Source organism: Vibrio sp. V33_P6A3T137 (assembly GCF_009904835.1).
GTDB classification, from domain to species: domain Bacteria; phylum Pseudomonadota; class Gammaproteobacteria; order Enterobacterales; family Vibrionaceae; genus Vibrio; species Vibrio metschnikovii.
This window is the reverse complement of sequence record NZ_WXWK01000173.1, coordinates 23,338-42,568: the sequence shown is the minus strand read 5'-3', so window position 1 is coordinate 42,568 and position 19,231 is coordinate 23,338. Positions and strand designations below refer to the sequence as shown.

Below are 19,231 nucleotides of genomic sequence, written 5' to 3'. Positions count from 1 at the left end.
GTATAAAGGCGTAGCAAATTTTGGTAAAAACCTTATAAATTCAAAGCTCAAAACAATTCAAGGTAAAAACACTCAACCTTGTTGTTAACATTTATTTTACACTTAAGGTGGGCTTATCTCGGCTTATATGTTAATTAAATGTTAAGTTTTGTCGGTTTGTTGCCAAATTTCATCGATAACTATAAATGCTTCAATTAGAGCTGAGTGAGCAAGCCCGTGAAAGAAAGAAAGTCAAGACCGGTTAATCTAGATCTGCAGACTATACGCTTTCCGATCACCGCCATCGTTTCTATCCTGCACCGTATCGCTGGGATCATAACGTTTGTGGCGGTCGGTATATTGTTATGGTTACTGTCCCTCTCTTTGTCATCACCAATGGGATTTATGGAGGCAAGTCATATCGTTAATGGCTTCTTCGTCAAGTTTGTTCTTTGGGGCATCTTAACGGCGTTGGCCTATCATATTGTCGGTGGTATACGTCATCTTCTTATGGATATGGGGTATTTTGAAGAGTTAGAAAGTGGCGCATTGAGTGCCAAGATATCATTGGTAATCACGTTAGTGTTATCAGTGCTAGCGGGGGTATTAGTATGGTAAAGCATGTTTCTTCATTTGGTCGTAATGGGGTACACGATTATCTCTTAATCCGTGCTACTGCAATTATTATGACTCTTTATACCCTTTACGTAGTGTTGTTTTGTGCTTTCACTGATATTACCTATTTAACATGGACCCAATTTTTCTCTAGCACTTTCACTAAAGTGTTCACCATGTTGACCTTAGTTTGCATTCTGATTCATGGTTGGATAGGGCTCTGGCAAGTGTTGACCGATTACGTAAAGTGCTCAAAGTTACGTAGTGTTTTGCAATTGGTCGTTATTGCCGTGTTATTTGGATACTTTTTCTCTGGCCTATTTGTACTGTGGGGTGTGTAAGTGACTATTCCTGTTCGTGAATTCGATGCCGTGGTTATCGGTGCTGGTGGTGCAGGCATGCGTGCTGCACTTCAAATTTCTGAACAAGGCCTAACCTGCGCCTTGTTGTCTAAAGTGTTCCCAACTCGTTCACACACGGTTTCTGCTCAGGGTGGTATTACTGTTGCTTTGGGTAACTCGCACAAAGACGATTGGCAGTGGCACATGTACGATACCGTCAAAGGTTCAGATTACATTGGTGATCAGAATGCGATTGAGTATATGTGTAAAAATGGCCCTCAATCGGTGATTGAGCTTGAGCGTATGGGGTTGCCATTTTCTCGTTTTGAAGATGGTTCGATTTATCAACGCCCATTTGGTGGTCAATCGAAAGAGTTTGGTGGTGAGCAAGCCGCGCGTACCGCCGCTGCCGCCGACCGTACGGGTCATGCGTTATTACATACCCTATATCAGCAGAACATTAAGTATAAAACGACGATTTTCTCCGAGTGGTATGCTCTGGACCTAGTGAAGAACCAAGATGGTGCGGTGTTAGGTTGTACAGCGTTGTGTATGGAAAGCGGTGAAATTTGCTACTTTAAATCGAAAGCGACGGTACTGGCTACTGGCGGCGCTGGGCGAATTTATGCGTCAACGACCAATGCGCACATCAATACTGGTGACGGGGTAGGCATGGCCTTACGCGCTGGTGTACCCATGCAAGATATGGAAATGTGGCAATTCCACCCAACAGGGATTGCTGGCGCTGGTGTGTTAGTAACAGAAGGGTGTCGTGGAGAAGGTGGCTATCTATTAAATAAAGATGGTGAACGTTTCATGGAGCGCTATGCGCCTAATGCGAAAGACTTAGCTGGCCGTGACGTGGTTGCTCGTTCAATGATGATTGAAATCCGTGAAGGCCGTGGTTGTGATGGCCCATGGGGTCCACACATTAAGCTGAAACTAGACCATTTAGGTCGAGATGTTCTTGAATCCCGTCTACCAGGTATTTGCGAACTGTCTCGGACTTTTGCCCATGTTGACCCAGTTAAAGAGCCGATTCCTGTTATTCCTACTTGTCATTATATGATGGGTGGAGTGCCGACTCAGGTCTCTGGTCAAGCCATCAAACAAGATAGAAACGGCAAAGATATTGAAGTGCAAGGTCTGTTCGCTTGTGGCGAAATTGCTTCGGTTTCAGTACATGGCGCAAATCGTCTTGGTGGTAATTCATTATTAGATTTAGTGGTCTTTGGCCGCGCGACAGGATTACACCTTGGTGAAACGCTAGCCGCACAAAGTGAAGCTCGCCCAGCAACCGAGTCAGATATTGAAGCGTCATTAGCGCGAACCATGCGTTGGGAAAACAGTACCGGTGGCGAAGACCCAGTACAAATTCGTAAAGATCTGCAACGTTGTATGCAAAACAACTTCTCGGTATTCCGTGAAGGTGATGCGATGGCAACCGGACTTGAAGAGTTAAAAGTGATCCGTGAACGTCTGAAAAACGGACACTTGGCCGATAAATCAAAAGAATTTAATACTCAGCGTATCGAATGCTTAGAGTTAGATAACTTAATGGAAACGGCGTTTTCTACCGCAGTCGCAGCCAATTATCGTACGGAAAGCCGAGGTGCGCATGCTCGTTTTGATTATCCAGAACGTGATGATGCGAATTGGTTGTGCCACTCGATTTACGATCCAGAAACCGAACAAATGAATAAGCGTGATGTCAATATGACGCCGATTCATCGTGATGCTTTTCCACCTAAAGCACGTACATACTAAGGGAGGACTCAATTATGAAACTTAACTTCTCTTTGTATCGTTACAATCCTGATGTTGATAGTAAGCCATACATGAAAGAGTATGTGCTCGACGTCGCAGAAGGTTCAGACATGATGGTGCTCGATGCACTGATCTTACTGAAAGAACAGGACCCATCGATTGCTTTTCGTCGTTCTTGCCGTGAAGGTGTGTGTGGTTCTGATGGCTTGAACATGAATGGTAAAAACGGTTTAGCCTGTATTACCCCGCTTTCCGCTTTGAAAGGCAGTAAAATAGTTATTCGCCCATTACCGGGCTTGCCGGTGGTGCGTGATTTAATCGTCGACATGACACAGTTCTACGATAACTACGCCAAAGTGAAACCATTTTTGATTTCTGATGGTGAAATTCCTCCTTCTCGTGAGCATCTCCAGTTACCGGAAGATCGCGCACATTTGGATGGATTGTATGAATGTATTATGTGTGCATGTTGTACAACGTCTTGCCCCTCTTTTTGGTGGAATCCGGATAAATTTATCGGTCCGGCGGGATTGTTGGCGGCTTATCGTTGGCTAATTGATAGCCGCGATACGGCAACAGATGAGCGCTTGTCAAATCTTGATGATGCATTTAGCGTTTTTCGTTGCCATGGCATCATGAATTGTGTAAGTGTTTGTCCTAAGGGATTAAACCCGACAAAAGCAATTGGCCATATCAAGTCGATGTTGGTCAACCGCTCGGTTTAGATGAAAAATTGCAGGCCTTCGGGCCTGCCTTTATAGCTCGGCATAGACCGCAGCAAACGTGAAAACTACTGGTTAAGGGAAAATAATGCACAACGGCGTGATGAAGGCATGGCTCGAGTCTTCACACTTGGCTGGCGCCAATGCAACTTATGTAGAAGATCTCTACGAACTGTATCTAAGTGATCCCGATTTGGTGAGTGAGGAGTGGAAACGTGTTTTTGATGGTCTGCCTATGCAGCCTGATCATGTGGTTGAACAACCACACTCGCGTGTCCGTGACTACTTCCGTCGGCTTGCCCAAGAGACAAAGCATTACAATGTCCAAGTTAGTGATCCTGAAGTCGATGCAAAACAAGTAAAAGTTCTACAGCTTATTAACGCTTACCGTTTCCGCGGTCATGAAGCTGCCCAATTAGATCCTCTTGGTTTATGGAAACGCCCACCAGTGGCGGAACTCGATCCCTCATTCCATAACTTAACTGAAGATGACATGGAAGAAACGTTCAACGTCGGCTCTTTTGCCGTTGGCGCGGATACCATGAAGTTGAAAGATATCTACCAATCGTTAAATAAAATCTACTGTGGCTCAGTGGGTGCGGAATACATGCACATCATTGATACTGAGCAAAAACGATGGATTCAACAACGTCTAGAGCCTGTATTAGGTCAGCCGACTTTCACTTTAGAAGAAAAGCGTACGTTCTTAGATGAATTAACGGCTGCAGAAGGTTTGGAGCGTTATCTTGGCGCTAAATTCCCCGGCGCAAAACGTTTCTCACTGGAAGGTGGCGATGCGTTAATTCCGATGATGAAAGAGTTAATTCGTCATGCGGGTACTCATGGTATGCGTGAAGTGGTAATCGGTATGGCTCACCGCGGACGCCTGAATATGTTGGTTAACGTATTGGGTAAAAAGCCGCAGGATCTGTTTGACGAGTTTGCTGGTAAGCATGATGAAACGTGGGGCACCGGTGATGTTAAGTATCACCAAGGTTTCTCCGCAGACTTCGCAACCCCTGGCGGTGATGTTCATCTAGCGTTGGCATTTAACCCTTCGCATCTAGAAATTGTTAATCCGGTGGTGATTGGTTCGGTTCGTGCTCGTCAAGATCGTCTAGGCGATTCTGAGGGGAGTCGAGTGTTACCAATTACTATCCATGGTGATTCAGCGATTGCTGGACAAGGTGTCGTTGCCGAGACGTTTAACATGTCTCTCGCTCGCGGCTACTGTGTCGGTGGAACGGTTCGAATTGTTATCAATAACCAAGTCGGTTTTACCACCTCCAATCCTCGCGATACGCGCTCAACCATGTACTGCACTGATATTGCAAAGATGGTTCAGGCTCCGATTCTTCATGTTAACTCGGATGACCCAGAGGCGGTTGCTTTTGTTACACGTATGGCGCTCGATTACCGTAATGAGTTTAAGCGTGATGTAGTGATTGAATTGGTTTGTTATCGTCGTCATGGCCATAACGAAGCGGATGAGCCTAATGCGACTCAGCCGTTGATGTATCAGAAAATTAAGAAGCATCCGACGCCACGTAAAATTTATGCGGACATTCTAACTGAGCGCAACGAGTGTGATTTAGAAACCGCGACTCAATTAGTGAATGAGTACCGTGATGCGCTGGATCATGGTGAAGTGGTGGTTAAAGAGTGGCGACCAATGACCATGCATTCTGTGGACTGGTCTCCCTATATTAATCGTGAATGGAATGAAAATTGGGACAATCAATTCCCTCTTGCTCGCCTAAAAGAGTTGGGAGAAAAAATTTGCCAGTATCCAGACAGTCATAAGCTGCAAAGTCGAGTTGAGAAAATATACCATGATCGAATGAGTATGGTTTCTGGTGAAAAAATGCTCGATTGGGGAATGGCTGAAACTCTTGCCTATGCAACATTGGTTGACGATGGCAAACGTATTCGCATTTCTGGTCAGGATTCTGGTCGTGGAACATTCTTCCATCGTCACTCGGTTTTACATAATCAAGCCGATGCCAGTACTTATGTTCCTTTGGCGAACATTCATACCAAACAAGGTCCATTTGAAGTCATCGATTCTGTGTTATCAGAAGAAGCAGTATTGGCTTTTGAGTATGGCTATGCAACAGCGGAGCCTGGCGGTTTAACCATTTGGGAAGCGCAGTTTGGTGACTTTGCTAATGGTGCACAAGTTGTCGTTGACCAGTTTATCTCTTCAGGCGAACAAAAGTGGGGCCGATTGTGTGGCTTGACCATGTTGTTACCTCACGGCTATGAAGGTCAAGGACCGGAGCACTCTTCTGCGCGTTTAGAGCGATACTTACAGCTTTGCGCGGAGCAAAACATGCAGGTGGTGATTCCTTCAACGCCAGCTCAGGTTTATCACATGCTACGTCGTCAAGTGGTACGTAAAATGCGCCGTCCATTGATTGTCATGTCACCGAAATCTTTGCTACGTCATCCACTTTGTACCTCAAGTATGGAAGAGTTGGCTAACGGTTCGTTTTTACCAGCGATTGGTGAGATTGATCCGTTGGATGCAGCAAAAGTTAAGCGAGTTGTTTTCTGCTCTGGCAAGGTCTATTACGATTTGCTCGAGCAACGCAGAAATAATCAGCAAGATGATGTGGCTATTGTTCGTATCGAGCAACTGTATCCGTTCCCGATTGAAGAAGTACAAGCGGCAATCGCACCTTATACCAATGTCGTTGATTATGTCTGGTGTCAAGAAGAGCCACAAAACCAAGGCGCTTGGTACAGTAGCCAACACAATTTCCGCGCCGCTATTCCTGCAGGGGCGGATTTGAAATATGCGGGTCGACCAGCATCAGCATCACCGGCGGTGGGCTATATGTCGGTACACTTGAAACAGCAGAAAGCGTTAATTGAAGACGCTTTGACCCTAGCCTAAGAACAAGAAGTAAAAGGAAAAGACCGATATGACAGTTGAAATTCTGGTTCCAGATCTACCTGAATCAGTAGCAGACGCCACCGTAGCGACATGGCATAAACAGCCAGGTGATGCTGTCGCTCGTGATGAAGTGCTGGTTGAAATTGAAACCGACAAAGTAGTGTTGGAAGTACCCGCTCCTGAAGCGGGGATACTTGAGTCGATTTTAGAGTTAGAGGGTGCCACCGTGCTGTCTAAGCAGCTACTGGCGCGGATTAAACCAGGTGCCGTTGCTGGTGAACCAACAGCAGACTCGACCGCTTCGACCGAACCGTCTCCGGATAAACGCCATAAAGCCGTACTCAGTGAAGAGTCTAATGATGCGTTAAGCCCAGCGGTACGCCGTTTGCTGGCGGAGCATAATGTAGAGCCCGATCAAGTCAAAGGTTCAGGTGTGGGTGGTCGCATTACACGTGAAGATGTCGACGCCTACTTAGCGAAAAACCAAGCGGCAGCTCCAACAGCACAACCAGTAAGTGCGCCACTACCAGTGGCCGCTCGCAGTGAAAAGCGTGTACCAATGACTCGTTTACGCAAACGCGTTGCTGAGCGTCTGTTAGAAGCGAAAAACAGTACCGCGATGCTGACGACGTTCAATGAAGTCAACATGAAGCCGATTATGGAACTGCGTAAACAGTATCAAGATCTGTTTGAGAAAAAACACGGCATTCGTCTTGGTTTTATGTCTTTCTACGTTAAAGCGGTAACTGAAGCCTTAAAACGCTATCCTGAAGTCAATGCATCGATTGATGGTCAAGACATTGTTTATCATAATTATTTTGACATCAGTATGGCAGTGTCAACCCCTCGTGGTTTAGTTACGCCAGTTCTGAAAGACTGCGATATGCTCAGTCTGGCGGAAATTGAAAAGGGCATTAAAGAACTGGCGCTGAAAGGTCGTGACGGTAAGTTAACGGTAGAAGAGCTTACTGGTGGTAATTTTACCATCACTAACGGCGGTGTATTTGGGTCATTAATGTCAACGCCGATCATTAACCCACCACAAGCGGCAATTTTGGGAATGCATAAGATCCAAGATCGCCCAATGGCGGTTGATGGTAAGGTTGAAATCTTACCAATGATGTATCTCGCACTGTCTTACGATCACCGTTTAATTGATGGTCGTGAATCTGTTGGCTTCTTAGTGACAATCAAAGAGCTACTTGAAGATCCTGCACGTCTGCTTCTAGACGTGTAATGTTAGTCGGTGAGGGCTTCGTCCTCATCATTAACTCGTAAAAAGCCGGGCTAGCTCAACGCCCGGCCTTGTTTAAAGCCATTTGGCTACTCACTCAGAGTACCCCTACAGACGTAAAGTCCAACCATGTATTGGGCTCTATGGAATAAAAATACATAAATGGAATAACACAATGAATTTGCATGAATACCAAGCAAAACAGCTATTTGCCGAATTCGGTTTGCCAGTCCCTGAAGGTTATGCCTGTGATACCCCACAAGAAGCCTTTGAAGCTGCAGGACGGATTAGTACAGTAAAGAAAGTCGTCAAGTGTCAGGTTCACGCCGGTGGGCGTGGTAAAGCAGGTGGAGTCGAACTGCATGAAAGTAAAGATGCAGTGAAAGCCTTTGCTCAAAAGTGGCTTGGTAAAAACCTAGTAACTTATCAAACGGACGCGAATGGCCAGCCCGTGTCTAAAATCCTAGTTGAAGAAGCATCAAGTATCGCCAATGAGCTTTACTTAGGCGCGGTTGTTGACCGCGCGACACGTAAAATCGTGTTTATGGCTTCAACAGAAGGCGGAGTAGAAATCGAGAAAGTTGCAGAAGAAACCCCTGAGCTTATCCATAAAGCGGCGATCGATCCATTAGTCGGTGCGCAAGCTTATCAAGGTCGTGAATTGGCATTTAAGCTTGGTCTGCAAGGTGACCAAATTAAGCAGTTTGTAAAAATATTCATGGGCTTAAGCGAGATGTTTACGCAGTATGATCTTGCTCTACTAGAGATAAACCCGTTAGTGATTACCGGTGAAGGTAATTTATTGTGCCTCGATGGTAAAATCAATATCGATTCAAATGCCTTATACCGTCAGCCTAAACTGCGTGAAATGCACGATGCTAGCCAAGAAGATGCCCGTGAAGCTCATGCAGCGCAGTGGGAATTGAACTACGTCGCTCTCGATGGCAACGTGGGATGCATGGTTAATGGTGCTGGCCTAGCGATGGGAACCATGGATATTGTTAACTTACACGGCGGCAAACCTGCAAACTTCTTAGACGTTGGTGGTGGCGCAACAAAAGAGCGTGTGGCTGAAGCGTTTAAGATCATTCTTTCCGATGACAATGTTAAAGCGGTATTGGTGAATATTTTCGGTGGTATTGTACGCTGTGACATGATTGCCGAAGGGATTATTGGCGCGGTAAAAGAAGTCGGTGTTGAAGTGCCAGTGGTTGTTCGTCTTGAAGGGACTAACGCTGAACTTGGTCGTGATGTGTTGGCAAAATCGGGTTTAGATATCATTGCAGCAGAGTCATTGACTGACGCTGCGCGTAAAGTTGTTGCTGCTGCGGAGGGCAAATAATGTCGGTATTAATTAACAAAGACACCAAAGTCATTTGCCAAGGATTTACCGGTGGTCAAGGTACTTTCCATTCTGAACAAGCATTAGCTTATGGTACCCAAATGGTGGGTGGTGTTTCTCCGGGTAAAGGCGGTCAAACTCATCTTGGTTTGCCTGTGTTTAATACTGTACGTGAAGCGGTTGAAGCGACTGGTGCCACAGCGACAGTGATTTATGTACCTGCGCCATTTTGTAAAGATGCTATTTTAGAAGCCATTGATGCTGGTATCGAGCTGATCGTGACCATTACCGAAGGTATTCCGACAATCGATATGATTGATGTTAAGGTCAAGTTGGAGCAAACCGGAGTACGGATGATTGGTCCAAACTGCCCTGGAGTGATCACTCCTGATGAATGTAAGATTGGTATTATGCCAGGACACATTCATAAGAAAGGCAAAGTGGGCATTGTCTCGCGCTCAGGTACTTTAACTTACGAAGCGGTTAAACAGACCACCGATGAAGGTTTTGGTCAATCAACTTGTGTTGGTATCGGTGGTGACCCAATTCCTGGCTCTAACTTTATTGATATTCTAAAACTGTTCCAAGACGATCCTGAAACCGAAGCGATTGTGATGATCGGTGAAATCGGTGGTACAGCGGAAGAAGAAGCGGCTGCGTTTATTAAACAGCATGTGACTAAGCCTGTTGTTTCTTATATTGCTGGTGTTACCGCACCTCCGGGTAAGCGTATGGGCCATGCTGGTGCGATTATTTCTGGTGGTAAAGGCACCGCAGAAGAGAAATTCGCTGCGCTAGAATCGGCAGGCGTTAAAACAGTAAAAAGTTTGGCGGATATTGGTCAAGCGTTACGTGAAGTCACCGGTTGGTAAAGACGTAAACTTCCGTTGCTTATATAGAGCCTCCCTGCTGCGGAGGCTTTTTTATTATTTTTAGAATATTCCCAAACCACTAGGAATAGTGAGTAGACGGCAAGTAAGTGAGCCCTTATAGCTAAAGGTAACGGTGTCGAATATAGCCAACACCGCTGATGTTTCAATCGTAAGGATATAACATAGAAGCGAATTCTATTTTCTTCACTGAGCAGAAAAGTAATACAATGTTACTTCTTGTCTCATTTGGAAACTCTATGCCTTTTTATGAGCTAGAACGAGCTATCAAATAGAATAATTTCACTGCCTTCTTTTGCATTATCAGTAATGCATTGTTTAAAACTCATCAAATCTTATGTGGATGAAATCATGAAAAAACCAAGCTTTGCTACATTGGCAGTCCATGGTGGCGATCAGCATGATGCTGGTCACAATGCAGCCTTCCCCCCTATTTACACCGCGAGTAGTTTTATTCAAACCGATCTCGAACAGTCTGCTGATTATGGCTACTCACGAGTGGCAAATCCAACGCGTTACGCTTACGAAAGTGCACTTGCTGCCTTAGAGCAAGGAACTTATGCGACAGCAACGGCTTCTGGTATGGCAGCGACCGCATTAGCGCTTGAACTGTTAACTCAAAATGCGCACATCATTGCCATGCGTGGTGTTTATGGTGGCACACATCGTTTATTTGAAAAACTACGTAGACATAACAATGGTTTAACGGTCGATTATGTCGATTTGAACGACTTAGCTGCCATTGAATCGGTGATGCAAGACAATACCGCGATGATTTGGATAGAAACGCCAACCAATCCATTATTAGAACTGGTGGATATTCAGCAAGTGTGTGCTTTTGCCCGTCGTCATGGTGTATTGACCTGTGTTGATAATACCTTTGCTACCGCTTGGAATCAGACGCCATTAACTCTCGGTGCCGATCTGGTGATGCTATCGACCAGTAAATACATTGGTGGTCATTCGGATATGATTGGTGGTGCGTTGATTACTGCCGATCCTGAGCTAGCGAAACGGATAGATTTTGCCAAAACAACGGTAGGTGCCATCGCGTCACCTTTCGATGCTTATCTTGCTTTACGCGGCTTAAAAACTCTCGATTTACGTATGCAGCGTCAGTGTGATAATGCATTGAAAGTGGCACAAGCGCTCAGTGGTCATTCTGCGATAGAAGCAGTCTATTACCCAGGTTTAGCAACGCATCCTCACTATGCATTATGCCAATCACAAATGCGTTCAGGAGGAGCCGTCGTTACCATTCAACTCAAAGGTAATCGCACAGATAGCCAACGCTTTTTAAGTCGATTACGTTATTTTATTTTGGCTGAATCACTGGGTGGTGTAGAAAGTATGATCAACCATTCGGCATCAATGTCCCATGGTTCGATGAGTGAAACAGAGCGTCAAGCGATGGGGATTTTTGATACTACATTTCGTTTATCGGTAGGAATTGAAGACAGTGATGACTTAATTGCTGATTTGCTCAATGCGCTTTCCGCGGAGTCCGTATGACGGATTACGGTGTATGGACATTATTGACACCGCTGGTAACGATTGCTCTAGCAGTGCTGACTCGGCAAGTGATTTTGTCTTTATTGATCGGTGCTGTGGTTGGTTATACGGTGATTGCTGGTTTTAACCCCTTAGCCGGTATTGCCGATGCATTAGACAGTTATATCAATGTATTTGCTAGCGCAGGGAATACTCGCACCATTTTATTCTGCTTTATGGTCGGGGGGATTATTCGGCTGATTCAAATTACAGGGGGAACGCAAGCGATTATTCACGGATTAACAGAGCGAGCCCAACTGGTCAAAAGCCCTATCGCGGTACAGTTGTTAGCCATGTTAACCAGCATGGTTATTTTTATTGAAAGCTCAATTTCTTTAATGTCAGCAGGAACGGTGAGTCGTGACTTAGCCGATCATTATCGAGTATCACGCGAGAAAATGGCCTATGTGATTCAATCTTCGTGTGTGGCCACCTGTTCAAGTGTAATGATCAATGGCTGGGGGGCGGCAATGATGGCAATCATCGGCGTACAAATCAGTCGAGGCTATTTAGAGGGGGAGCCTTTTTCTATCTTGCTTGCTTCGATGCCTTATAACTTGATGGCGTGGTTATCGTTACTCGGTGTGCTGTTTTATATTTTTTCGGGAGTGAGTTGGGGGCCGATGGCCAAGGCTGACAAGCGGGCATTGCAAGGACAAGTATTGAGACAAGGTGCTTTACCGATTGCTGGTAACCAACAAGTTGAACCTGTCACTGTTAACGGTAAAGCAAGCTATTTTATCGTACCACTACTGACCATTATTTTTATGGTTCCATTGGGATTATGGGTTACCGGAAATGGCAATATTACCGCAGGCTCAGGATCGACAGCTGTCTTTTGGGCGGTGATGGCGGGTACTTTGATTTCACTGGTTTATTTTGTCGGTGGTCGAGTTTTATCGTTGGATGCTTTTTTTCGCCACTTACTCGCTGGATATTCGGATATGATCCCATTGGGAGCCATCATGTCATTGGCTTTTTTGGTCGGGGATTTATCTGCCGATTTGCAAACTGGGCAATACATTACCCAATTGATTGATGGAGTATTACCTGCAGAGCTTTCGGCAGCGTTTGTATTTCTGATTGCGGCGGTGATGTCTCTGGCAACTGGAACGTCATGGGGAACGTTTGCGATCATGATTCCGATTGGCATTCAAATTGGTGTCGCAGCCGATCTCGACCCACATTTATTGATTGGCGCTTCGATATCAGGTGCGATATTTGGCGATATGACCTCTCCGATCAGTGATACTGGTATTGTATCTTCTATGGCGACGGGCAATGACCATATTGACCATATCCGTACCCAGTTTCCTTATATCCTTGTGATTGGTTTGATAAGCTGTGTGCTTTTTGCCTTTTTAGGTAGTTGGTAGGGATAATATAAAGGCCTGTTTCATCAGGCCTTTATATTTTGGTTAAGCATGCGGGTTAAGATGAACGGCGGCCAAGTGTTTGACTGAGCATAAACATCATGGTTGCGCTAACCACCACAGAAGGGCCGGCTGGGGTATCAAATTGCCATGAGAGCGAGATTCCAATCAATACAGAAATAATGCCGATTAGCGAGGCCAATAGGGCCATCTGCTCTGGCGTTTTGGCGATGCGTCTGGCAGTAGCGGCTGGGATAATCATTAATGAAGTCATGATTAACGCGCCAACAAACTTCATCCCGACGGCAATGACTAATCCAATCAGTAGCATCAATACCAGTCGCATTAATTCAATGTTGACCCCTTCAACACTGGCCAATTCTTCATTAACGCTACTGGAAAGTAGCGGTCGCCAAAAGAGATAAACCGCAAGACTCACCGCAGCGACGCCACTCCAAATAAACCATAAATCCGCAGGACTGACGGCCAGTAAATCGCCAAATAGATAACTCATCAAATCAATACGTACATTATCGAGAAAGCTCACGGCAATGAGCCCCAGTGAGAGAGAGCTATGAGCAAGAATTCCCAGTAAGGTATCGGTGGCAATTAATTGCTGGCGTTGCATGGTCACTAATATAACAGCCAGACTTAGACTGCACACCAGCAGGGCAAAGTAGAGGTTGATATCGAGTAAAAAACCGAGCGCCAAACCAAGCAATGATGCATGAGCGAGAGTGTCGCCAAAATAAGCCATACGCCGCCAGACGACAAAAGAGCCGAGAGGGCCAGCAATAATCGCGATGCCAATTCCAGCTGCGATAGAAGGAAGTAAAAACTCAATCATGGTGGTGATGACCGTGTGAATGATGTGAACAGGCTTGAGCGTCACCCTTAACCGGTTGTCCAGCTAAATCATGATGATGCTGATGTTTGTGTTGATAAAAAGCGAGGGTTTCTCTGCTACGATGACCAAATAATGCGAGATAGCTTGGATGTTGAGAAATATCCGCTGGTGAACCCGAACAACAAATATGGTGATGTAAACAGATCACTTCATCGGTTTTGGCCATCACTAAATGTAAATCGTGCGAGACCATGAAAACGGCGCAGTTAAATCGCAAGCGAATGGTGTCGATAAGATCATACAAATCGATTTGTCCTTGAACATCGACTCCTTGCGCTGGCTCATCAAGCACTAATAAATCAGGACGTTGTAGCAAAGCTCGTGCTAATAGCGCACGCTGATTCTCACCACCAGATAATTTATGCATATCGTGGTTAATAAGATGCTCAGCGCCAACTAAACGTAGCGCCTCTAATTGTTCTTGTTGACTGTATTTTCCAGCCAAACGAAGAAAGCGACTGACACTGAGGGGGAGCGTATCGTTTAACTTCAATTTCTGTGGCACATAGCCAATTTTGAGAGTCTTATCTCGTGAAAGAGTGCCAGAATTTTGTTGATGTAAACCAAGTAACACACGGACTAACGTCGATTTTCCCGCGCCATTCGGACCTATTAAGGTGGTTATTTTACCTCTGGATAGAGACAGGCTAACCTTATCTAGAACTCGGCGCTGATTGAAATCAACACAGATGTCATGCATTTCAATGAGTGTTGACATGAAAGAAACTCGTTTGCAATTGGGTGATGTTATAATGTAACATTTCGCAGTCATCAACGCTACCAGCAGGAAATTACCATGCTATCTCGATTCACACTGTGTACTTTGCTCATTGCTTTTCCCTTCTCGGGTTGGGCGAGCAGCATTTTGACCAGTATTAAACCGATTCAAATGATTACTTATGAGCTTACTGAAAACGTCAGTCAACCGGAGGTATTGCTGTCTGCGAATGCGTCACCGCACGATTATGCCCTGCGTCCTTCAGATGTAAAGCGGATTCGTGAAGCTTCATTAGTGATTTGGTTTGGTCCAGATCTTGAACCTTTCTTAGAGCGTTCTTTAAGCCAGCATCCTAATATACTAACTCTCAGTCAGATCCCTAATTTAGAGCTCCGAGCTTATGGAGAAGAGGAGCATCATCACCATGATCATGATGGACACAGTCATGGTACTCATGACCCTCATTTTTGGCTTGGAGTGGCGCAAGTAAAACAAGTGGCTCAAGCGATCACGCAGCGTTTAAGCGAAATGGATCCAGAGCATCGTCCACAGTATGAGGCGAATTTAGTTCGCTTTCTTGACCAACTCGATACGACGGATCAATCGATCGCTAAGCAGTTAGCGGCGGTTAAATCTAAATCATATTACGTTTTTCATGATGCCTATGCCTATTTTGAGCAGCATTATGGCTTAAATAATATTGGTCATTTTACCGTAAGCCCAGAGCGTAAACCGGGCGCTAAAACGTTGATCAGCATTCACCGTTCATTAACTGATAATCAAGCCAAATGTGTTTTCTCTGAGCCACAATTTCAACCCGCAGTGATCGAAACCGTTGTCCGTGGTAGTAACGTTCATATTGGTGTGCTTGATCCTTTAGGCTCTAACATTCCCGTTCAATCAGGGAGTTATTTTGAGTTTCTACACCAGTTATCGAATAGTTTTTATAACTGCTTATCTCAATAACGATTGCTTATGATAAGAAGCTGTCGAGGTGTTACCCCGCAGCTTCTTTGACTAAACCGTCTCTTTTTTGACTTAACGCGTCAGTAGTATTAGCGATCTGTGATTATGCTAATTACCCTCTATATCGCCGATAAGCATGATTGATGCTGATATCCGCTGATCTTTTGTTTAGAGATGCTTACTGATCTCGCACTTTTGGAAGTTGGCTGATAATTACGCTTCATATCAGTAGCCAAAATCTGTCTATTGACATGTGTTCGGTATAAAATGCCCATTACTTTTCTTGATGCTGATGATTTTCGGAGCGACATATTGCCGAAATCAACGCACCAAATTACCGATCCCACAATAACAAGGTCGTGGTTCAGTTGTCATTAATTGAACAGTGGTTAGGCTGTTTTGGTTAATTAATTTTCTCTGAGAAATAACCTTGCAGTGTCGTGTCGGTTTGCCTGTCTACGATTCAGTAAAGGACGCATTTTGCAGCACATTATTCTGCTTATATTTTCTATTTTTAGTTGGAGTCTTTTACCCGCTCACGCGCGAGATAGCGCGCCTGCGGTTTTTTATCCGTTACCAACGCTTGTTCAAGGTAAAACCTTTATTGCACAGAATTTATTTCTTGGTGACGAAGGAGGGCTATGGATTCACGATGTACACGGAAACGTCATGTTTTTTGATGGGCAAACGATGTTGCCTAAGCAAGGATCGCTGTTTCGTGATAAGCAGCAGCAACTGGCTTACGCACAAGGGCGTTTTTGGACTTTTATCGATAATGAACTGTACCAAACACGACCCGGTTCTGAGTCAGAATTGGTGCTGAGTTTAACCCCGGGGGTATCCATAGAAAAAATTGGTGCTTCAAATGGTTATATTTGGCTCAGCGATGGGGCGTATTTTTATACGTATCATTTACAAACCAAGCAACTCAAAATTTACTCATTAGCGAAACTGTATCAGCTTAATCAAGCCAGCCAAGTGGAGATTAATGACGCCGAATTGGTGCATTATAAGTGGGTGTTAGCCACCAATGTCGGTACGTATATCTCTGAGGCTCAAGCCTTTTCACATATTCGTCCCTCTGGAAAAAATCCAGTCCAGACGCTCTATTTTTCTCCCCAAAAAAATCATCTATTAGTAGGTACTCATAAAGGGGCTTTATTGATTGATATTTTTCACTCCGAATACCCATTAAAAAAAATAGGTGATGGTCAAGTCTTTGCGATCATTGAAGCCGAAGGAGAGTATTGGATTGGTAGTGATAAGGGATTATTTGTCTATTCCTTAGCGACGGAGAAAACGACCCAACTGATCAGTAATGGGCAAGGGCCTTATGGCTTACCTGAAGGGCGAATCTACGCTCTCGCTAATGATCAGCATGGGGGGATTTGGATTGCGACTCATCAAGGTGTTCGCTATTTTTCTCTTTTCAGTCAGAAATTTACGCGCTATTTAGCCGATGACATTACTCATGAACGTCTCAATAGCAAACTGAAACGCTTGCGTCCTATACCAAGTAGTAACCAATATTTAATGGTCACTCAGGATGGCTTATATCTATTTGATGGGCAGCAACAGGGCAAAAAATCACTGGTGTACTCAGGGCAGGTTAATGATGTCTTATTGCTAGAAGAGCAGCTATGGATCGCCAGCGAACAAGGCTTAATATTACGTTCATTCAAGCAAAATCGTGATCAGCCAGAGCCGTTGCCCTTTATCTTACGTCATTCACCGATTCAGCATTTGACCGTCGATAATGAGGGGCGGTTATGGGGGATCTCAAACAATCAGCTTTGGTCTTATCATCCTGATTCGCAGCATTACACGGATTTTGGTCACAATTGGTTGCTGGATAATAAGCAAGATATAGCGGTTACGGCTTTATACAGCAGCCGTGAACATGGCTTATTGATTGGGACTCGGCATGGTATTTATACCTTAAAAAATGGCCAAATTACTTATGACAAACGAACGGCCAACTATGGTAGCAACCTTGGTATCAGCGAAACTGCAACGGGAGAGGTATGGTTTGTTAGTGAGCGGGGGGTATTTCGACGTTTAAACGATCAACTATCGTTATTCGCTGTGCCTTTGATTGACGATAATATTCGTCTTAAATGCCTTGTGAACAGTGGACAAGGGATGTGGTTAGCCTCCTCTAAAGGTCTCACTCTCTATCATGCGGATGGTTCGATTGATAAACATTTTGGTTCTCCTCATGGCTTAATCAATAATGAGCTAGAAAGCGGCGTTTGTTCCGCTTCTTATACTCAAGAGCAGATACTCTTTTCATCGATGTTTGGGCTCTTGGCTATTCAAACGACGCCACTCGCAAATGCCGAGCCTCCTCATTCCTCACTCATTTTTAGTCAGGTCAGTGTCAACTATCAACCGATACAGATTGGTGGCGCTACTTTGGTGCCGTTACACGTGGCCTATGGACAAGCCATCAGTTTTCAATTTGGTGCATTACCCGATGCCAGAGGGCAAGCGTTAGAATTCAGTCTCAATAATGATCCATGGCAGCGATTTGAAGGGCCGCAGCTAACGCTTGATCATCTTTTACCTGGCCACTACACCCTATCATTGCGACATATTGGAGAAGAGAGAGTTGATAAAACCTTAAATTTTCAAGTATTAAAACCGTGGTATTTCTCCAACTGGGCGATAGTTGGCTATGCCTTTAGTTTATTGTTGGTTGGTGGCTTATTGACAGGATGGCGTTCTCGAGTGATGGATCGAGTGAATCAGGATCTTAAACAGCAGATTGCAGATAAAACACGTCAGTTACAACAGCAAAGTAAGATGCTACTAAGTCATAACTTATTATTACGCAAACAGATACAGATTCGTCATTTGTGGTTAGAGCGTTGGCAACGTCAAAATCAGTCACTGCTTAAACAGTTAAGCGTTCAAACTCACCAGCACCATTCTCCCGAGATAACTGCGTTGATTGATCAACTGACGGAGCAAATAGTGCAAATCGGCGCCTTTAATTCATCAGGCGAGTCAATGACCATCAGCTGTTCGTTATCTTTAGTACTTGAGACGGTGCTGCATGGTTGGCACAGTGAATTTGCACGAGCCAACATTAAAATTGATTATCATCCAAGTGATCTTTTGCCGGATGTGTTGGTCAAACAAGCGGGATTGGATGTTATCTTTAATGCATTGTTATCGGATGCATTAAAGCGTTTGTATGCCCATCAGACATTGACCATTGAGACAATAGAACGTGAAGGACATGTTGTGGTGCTGATCAAAGACTATGGCTCGGCATCCGGCTTACTGGATAAACTGATGGTGATTTCCAACGGTAATGTTCAATTTTCCCTTGATGAGCTGGTGGCTTTATCAGGCGGAAATTTATCGATTCACTCGTCCAGTGAACGAAACTTAATCGAGCTGATGTGGCCACAAGTTATCTCTGTCGAATCGACACCTGCGGCGCTATTATCAGTAAAGCCACAAAGTGACAGTGAGTTAGAGTGGCTACGAAAACTCAATCATATTGTTGCTGAGCGCTATGCTGACGCAGAATTTACAACGTCTGATATTGCGAAAAGAATGTATCTGTCGGAGCGCAGCTTACAACGACGGATGAAGTATCTAACGGGCAAAACATTTAAAGAATATTTAACGGAATATCGCTTAGAGCAAGCCTGTAGTTTATTGATGAGTGGTGAAAAAGTCGCGCAAGTTGCCTTTTTATGTGGATTTAATGATCCGTCTTATTTTAGTCAACGTTTTAAACATCAATATGGATTATCTCCCTCTCAATTTGCTGAAGAGTCACAATGATCGAAACGGCGGCGCTTGCGACTGGCTTAGCATCACGTCCCGTTAGCGGCTTTCTCTTTCGCTCTGCAGAGCGTTATCCACGGGTAGGAGCGCTTATCTATGAGTTATCAGCCAGTGTTGAGTAGT

15 protein-coding genes are annotated in these 19,231 nt (G+C 44.7%); 13 read left to right on the top strand and 2 right to left on the bottom strand.

Features of this window, described 5'->3' with window-relative positions:
* Positions 1-204 precede the first annotated feature (204 nt).
* The 10 genes from sdhC to CAG60_RS16015 all read left to right on the top strand — a co-directional run bounded on the left by sdhC (position 205) and on the right by CAG60_RS16015 (position 12,716).
* Positions 205-597: a succinate dehydrogenase cytochrome b556 subunit gene (sdhC, locus tag CAG60_RS16060; protein ID WP_040904155.1), complete on the top strand. Its 393-nt coding sequence runs from the start codon at positions 205-207 to the stop codon at positions 595-597.
* Complete coding sequence (gene sdhD, locus CAG60_RS16055; RefSeq protein ID WP_040904157.1) at positions 591-935, top strand: succinate dehydrogenase, hydrophobic membrane anchor protein; 345 nt, start codon at positions 591-593, stop codon at positions 933-935. Before sdhC ends, sdhD begins: the two co-directional genes overlap by 7 nt.
* Positions 936-2,702, top strand: coding sequence for a succinate dehydrogenase flavoprotein subunit (gene sdhA, locus CAG60_RS16050; protein ID WP_154170478.1), 1,767 nt, complete (start codon positions 936-938; stop codon positions 2,700-2,702).
* A 14-nt stretch (positions 2,703-2,716) separates the two neighbouring features.
* A complete protein-coding gene (locus CAG60_RS16045) occupies positions 2,717-3,427 on the top strand; it encodes a succinate dehydrogenase iron-sulfur subunit (protein WP_004394796.1) in 711 nt (236 codons plus the stop codon).
* Between the two features lie 85 nt (positions 3,428-3,512).
* Entirely contained in the window at positions 3,513-6,323 is a 2,811-nt protein-coding gene (gene sucA / locus CAG60_RS16040; protein ID WP_161425578.1) for a 2-oxoglutarate dehydrogenase E1 component, read from the top strand.
* 28 nt (positions 6,324-6,351) lie between these two features.
* Entirely contained in the window at positions 6,352-7,560 is a 1,209-nt protein-coding gene (odhB, locus tag CAG60_RS16035; RefSeq protein WP_161425577.1) for a 2-oxoglutarate dehydrogenase complex dihydrolipoyllysine-residue succinyltransferase, read from the top strand.
* A gap of 172 nt (positions 7,561-7,732) precedes the next feature.
* Complete coding sequence (sucC, locus tag CAG60_RS16030; RefSeq protein WP_161439412.1) at positions 7,733-8,899, top strand: ADP-forming succinate--CoA ligase subunit beta; 1,167 nt, start codon at positions 7,733-7,735, stop codon at positions 8,897-8,899.
* Positions 8,899-9,771 (top strand): succinate--CoA ligase subunit alpha, encoded by an 873-nt coding sequence (sucD, locus tag CAG60_RS16025; protein ID WP_004394800.1) that lies wholly within the window; start codon positions 8,899-8,901, stop codon positions 9,769-9,771. Before sucC ends, sucD begins: the two co-directional genes overlap by 1 nt.
* Positions 9,772-10,140: 369 nt before the next feature.
* A complete protein-coding gene (locus CAG60_RS16020) occupies positions 10,141-11,301 on the top strand; it encodes a trans-sulfuration enzyme family protein (RefSeq protein WP_161439411.1) in 1,161 nt (386 codons plus the stop codon).
* Positions 11,298-12,716: a Na+/H+ antiporter NhaC family protein gene (locus CAG60_RS16015; RefSeq protein ID WP_158144818.1), complete on the top strand. Its 1,419-nt coding sequence runs from the start codon at positions 11,298-11,300 to the stop codon at positions 12,714-12,716. Before CAG60_RS16020 ends, CAG60_RS16015 begins: the two co-directional genes overlap by 4 nt.
* Before the next feature lie 55 nt (positions 12,717-12,771).
* On the opposite strand, the gene znuB is transcribed toward CAG60_RS16015, so the two are convergent.
* Both znuB and znuC read right to left on the bottom strand, forming a co-directional pair.
* Positions 12,772-13,560, bottom strand: coding sequence for a zinc ABC transporter permease subunit ZnuB (gene znuB, locus CAG60_RS16010; RefSeq protein WP_161439410.1), 789 nt, complete (start codon positions 13,558-13,560; stop codon positions 12,772-12,774).
* Positions 13,553-14,338, bottom strand: a complete 786-nt coding sequence (gene znuC / locus CAG60_RS16005) for a zinc ABC transporter ATP-binding protein ZnuC (RefSeq protein ID WP_004394804.1) — start codon at positions 14,336-14,338, stop codon at positions 13,553-13,555. Before znuC ends, znuB begins: the two co-directional genes overlap by 8 nt.
* 78 nt (positions 14,339-14,416) lie before the next feature.
* On the opposite strand from znuC, the gene znuA reads away from it, so the two are divergent.
* From znuA to CAG60_RS16790, 3 genes are all read left to right on the top strand, one after another.
* Positions 14,417-15,304 (top strand): zinc ABC transporter substrate-binding protein ZnuA, encoded by an 888-nt coding sequence (znuA, locus tag CAG60_RS16000; protein WP_161439409.1) that lies wholly within the window; start codon positions 14,417-14,419, stop codon positions 15,302-15,304.
* Between the two features lie 480 nt (positions 15,305-15,784).
* The gene (locus CAG60_RS15995) at positions 15,785-19,105 is read left to right on the top strand and encodes an AraC family transcriptional regulator (protein WP_161439408.1); all 3,321 of its coding nucleotides are present in this window, start codon (positions 15,785-15,787) and stop codon (positions 19,103-19,105) included.
* On the top strand, positions 19,102-19,230 hold the full coding sequence (locus tag CAG60_RS16790; RefSeq protein ID WP_261384404.1) for a hypothetical protein: 129 nt from the start codon (positions 19,102-19,104) through the stop codon (positions 19,228-19,230). Before CAG60_RS15995 ends, CAG60_RS16790 begins: the two co-directional genes overlap by 4 nt.
* The last annotated feature ends 1 nt before the right edge of the window (position 19,231 follow it).

Excerpts from the sequence above, each read along its gene's own strand:
- odhB (WP_161425577.1), top strand. The coding sequence starts at position 6,352 with ATGACAGTTGAAATTCTGGTTCCAGATCTACCTGAATCAGTAGCAGAC.
- CAG60_RS16015 (WP_158144818.1), top strand. The coding sequence starts at position 11,298 with ATGACGGATTACGGTGTATGGACATTATTGACACCGCTGGTAACGATT.
- znuB (WP_161439410.1), bottom strand. The coding sequence starts at position 13,560 with ATGATTGAGTTTTTACTTCCTTCTATCGCAGCTGGAATTGGCATCGCG.
- sucA (WP_161425578.1), top strand. The coding sequence starts at position 3,513 with ATGCACAACGGCGTGATGAAGGCATGGCTCGAGTCTTCACACTTGGCT.
- sucC (WP_161439412.1), top strand. The coding sequence starts at position 7,733 with ATGAATTTGCATGAATACCAAGCAAAACAGCTATTTGCCGAATTCGGT.
- znuA (WP_161439409.1), top strand. The coding sequence starts at position 14,417 with ATGCTATCTCGATTCACACTGTGTACTTTGCTCATTGCTTTTCCCTTC.
- sdhD (WP_040904157.1), top strand. The coding sequence starts at position 591 with ATGGTAAAGCATGTTTCTTCATTTGGTCGTAATGGGGTACACGATTAT.
- CAG60_RS16045 (WP_004394796.1), top strand. The coding sequence starts at position 2,717 with ATGAAACTTAACTTCTCTTTGTATCGTTACAATCCTGATGTTGATAGT.
- sucD (WP_004394800.1), top strand. The coding sequence starts at position 8,899 with ATGTCGGTATTAATTAACAAAGACACCAAAGTCATTTGCCAAGGATTT.
- CAG60_RS16020 (WP_161439411.1), top strand. The coding sequence starts at position 10,141 with ATGAAAAAACCAAGCTTTGCTACATTGGCAGTCCATGGTGGCGATCAG.
- znuC (WP_004394804.1), bottom strand. The coding sequence starts at position 14,338 with ATGTCAACACTCATTGAAATGCATGACATCTGTGTTGATTTCAATCAG.
- CAG60_RS16790 (WP_261384404.1), top strand. The coding sequence starts at position 19,102 with ATGATCGAAACGGCGGCGCTTGCGACTGGCTTAGCATCACGTCCCGTT.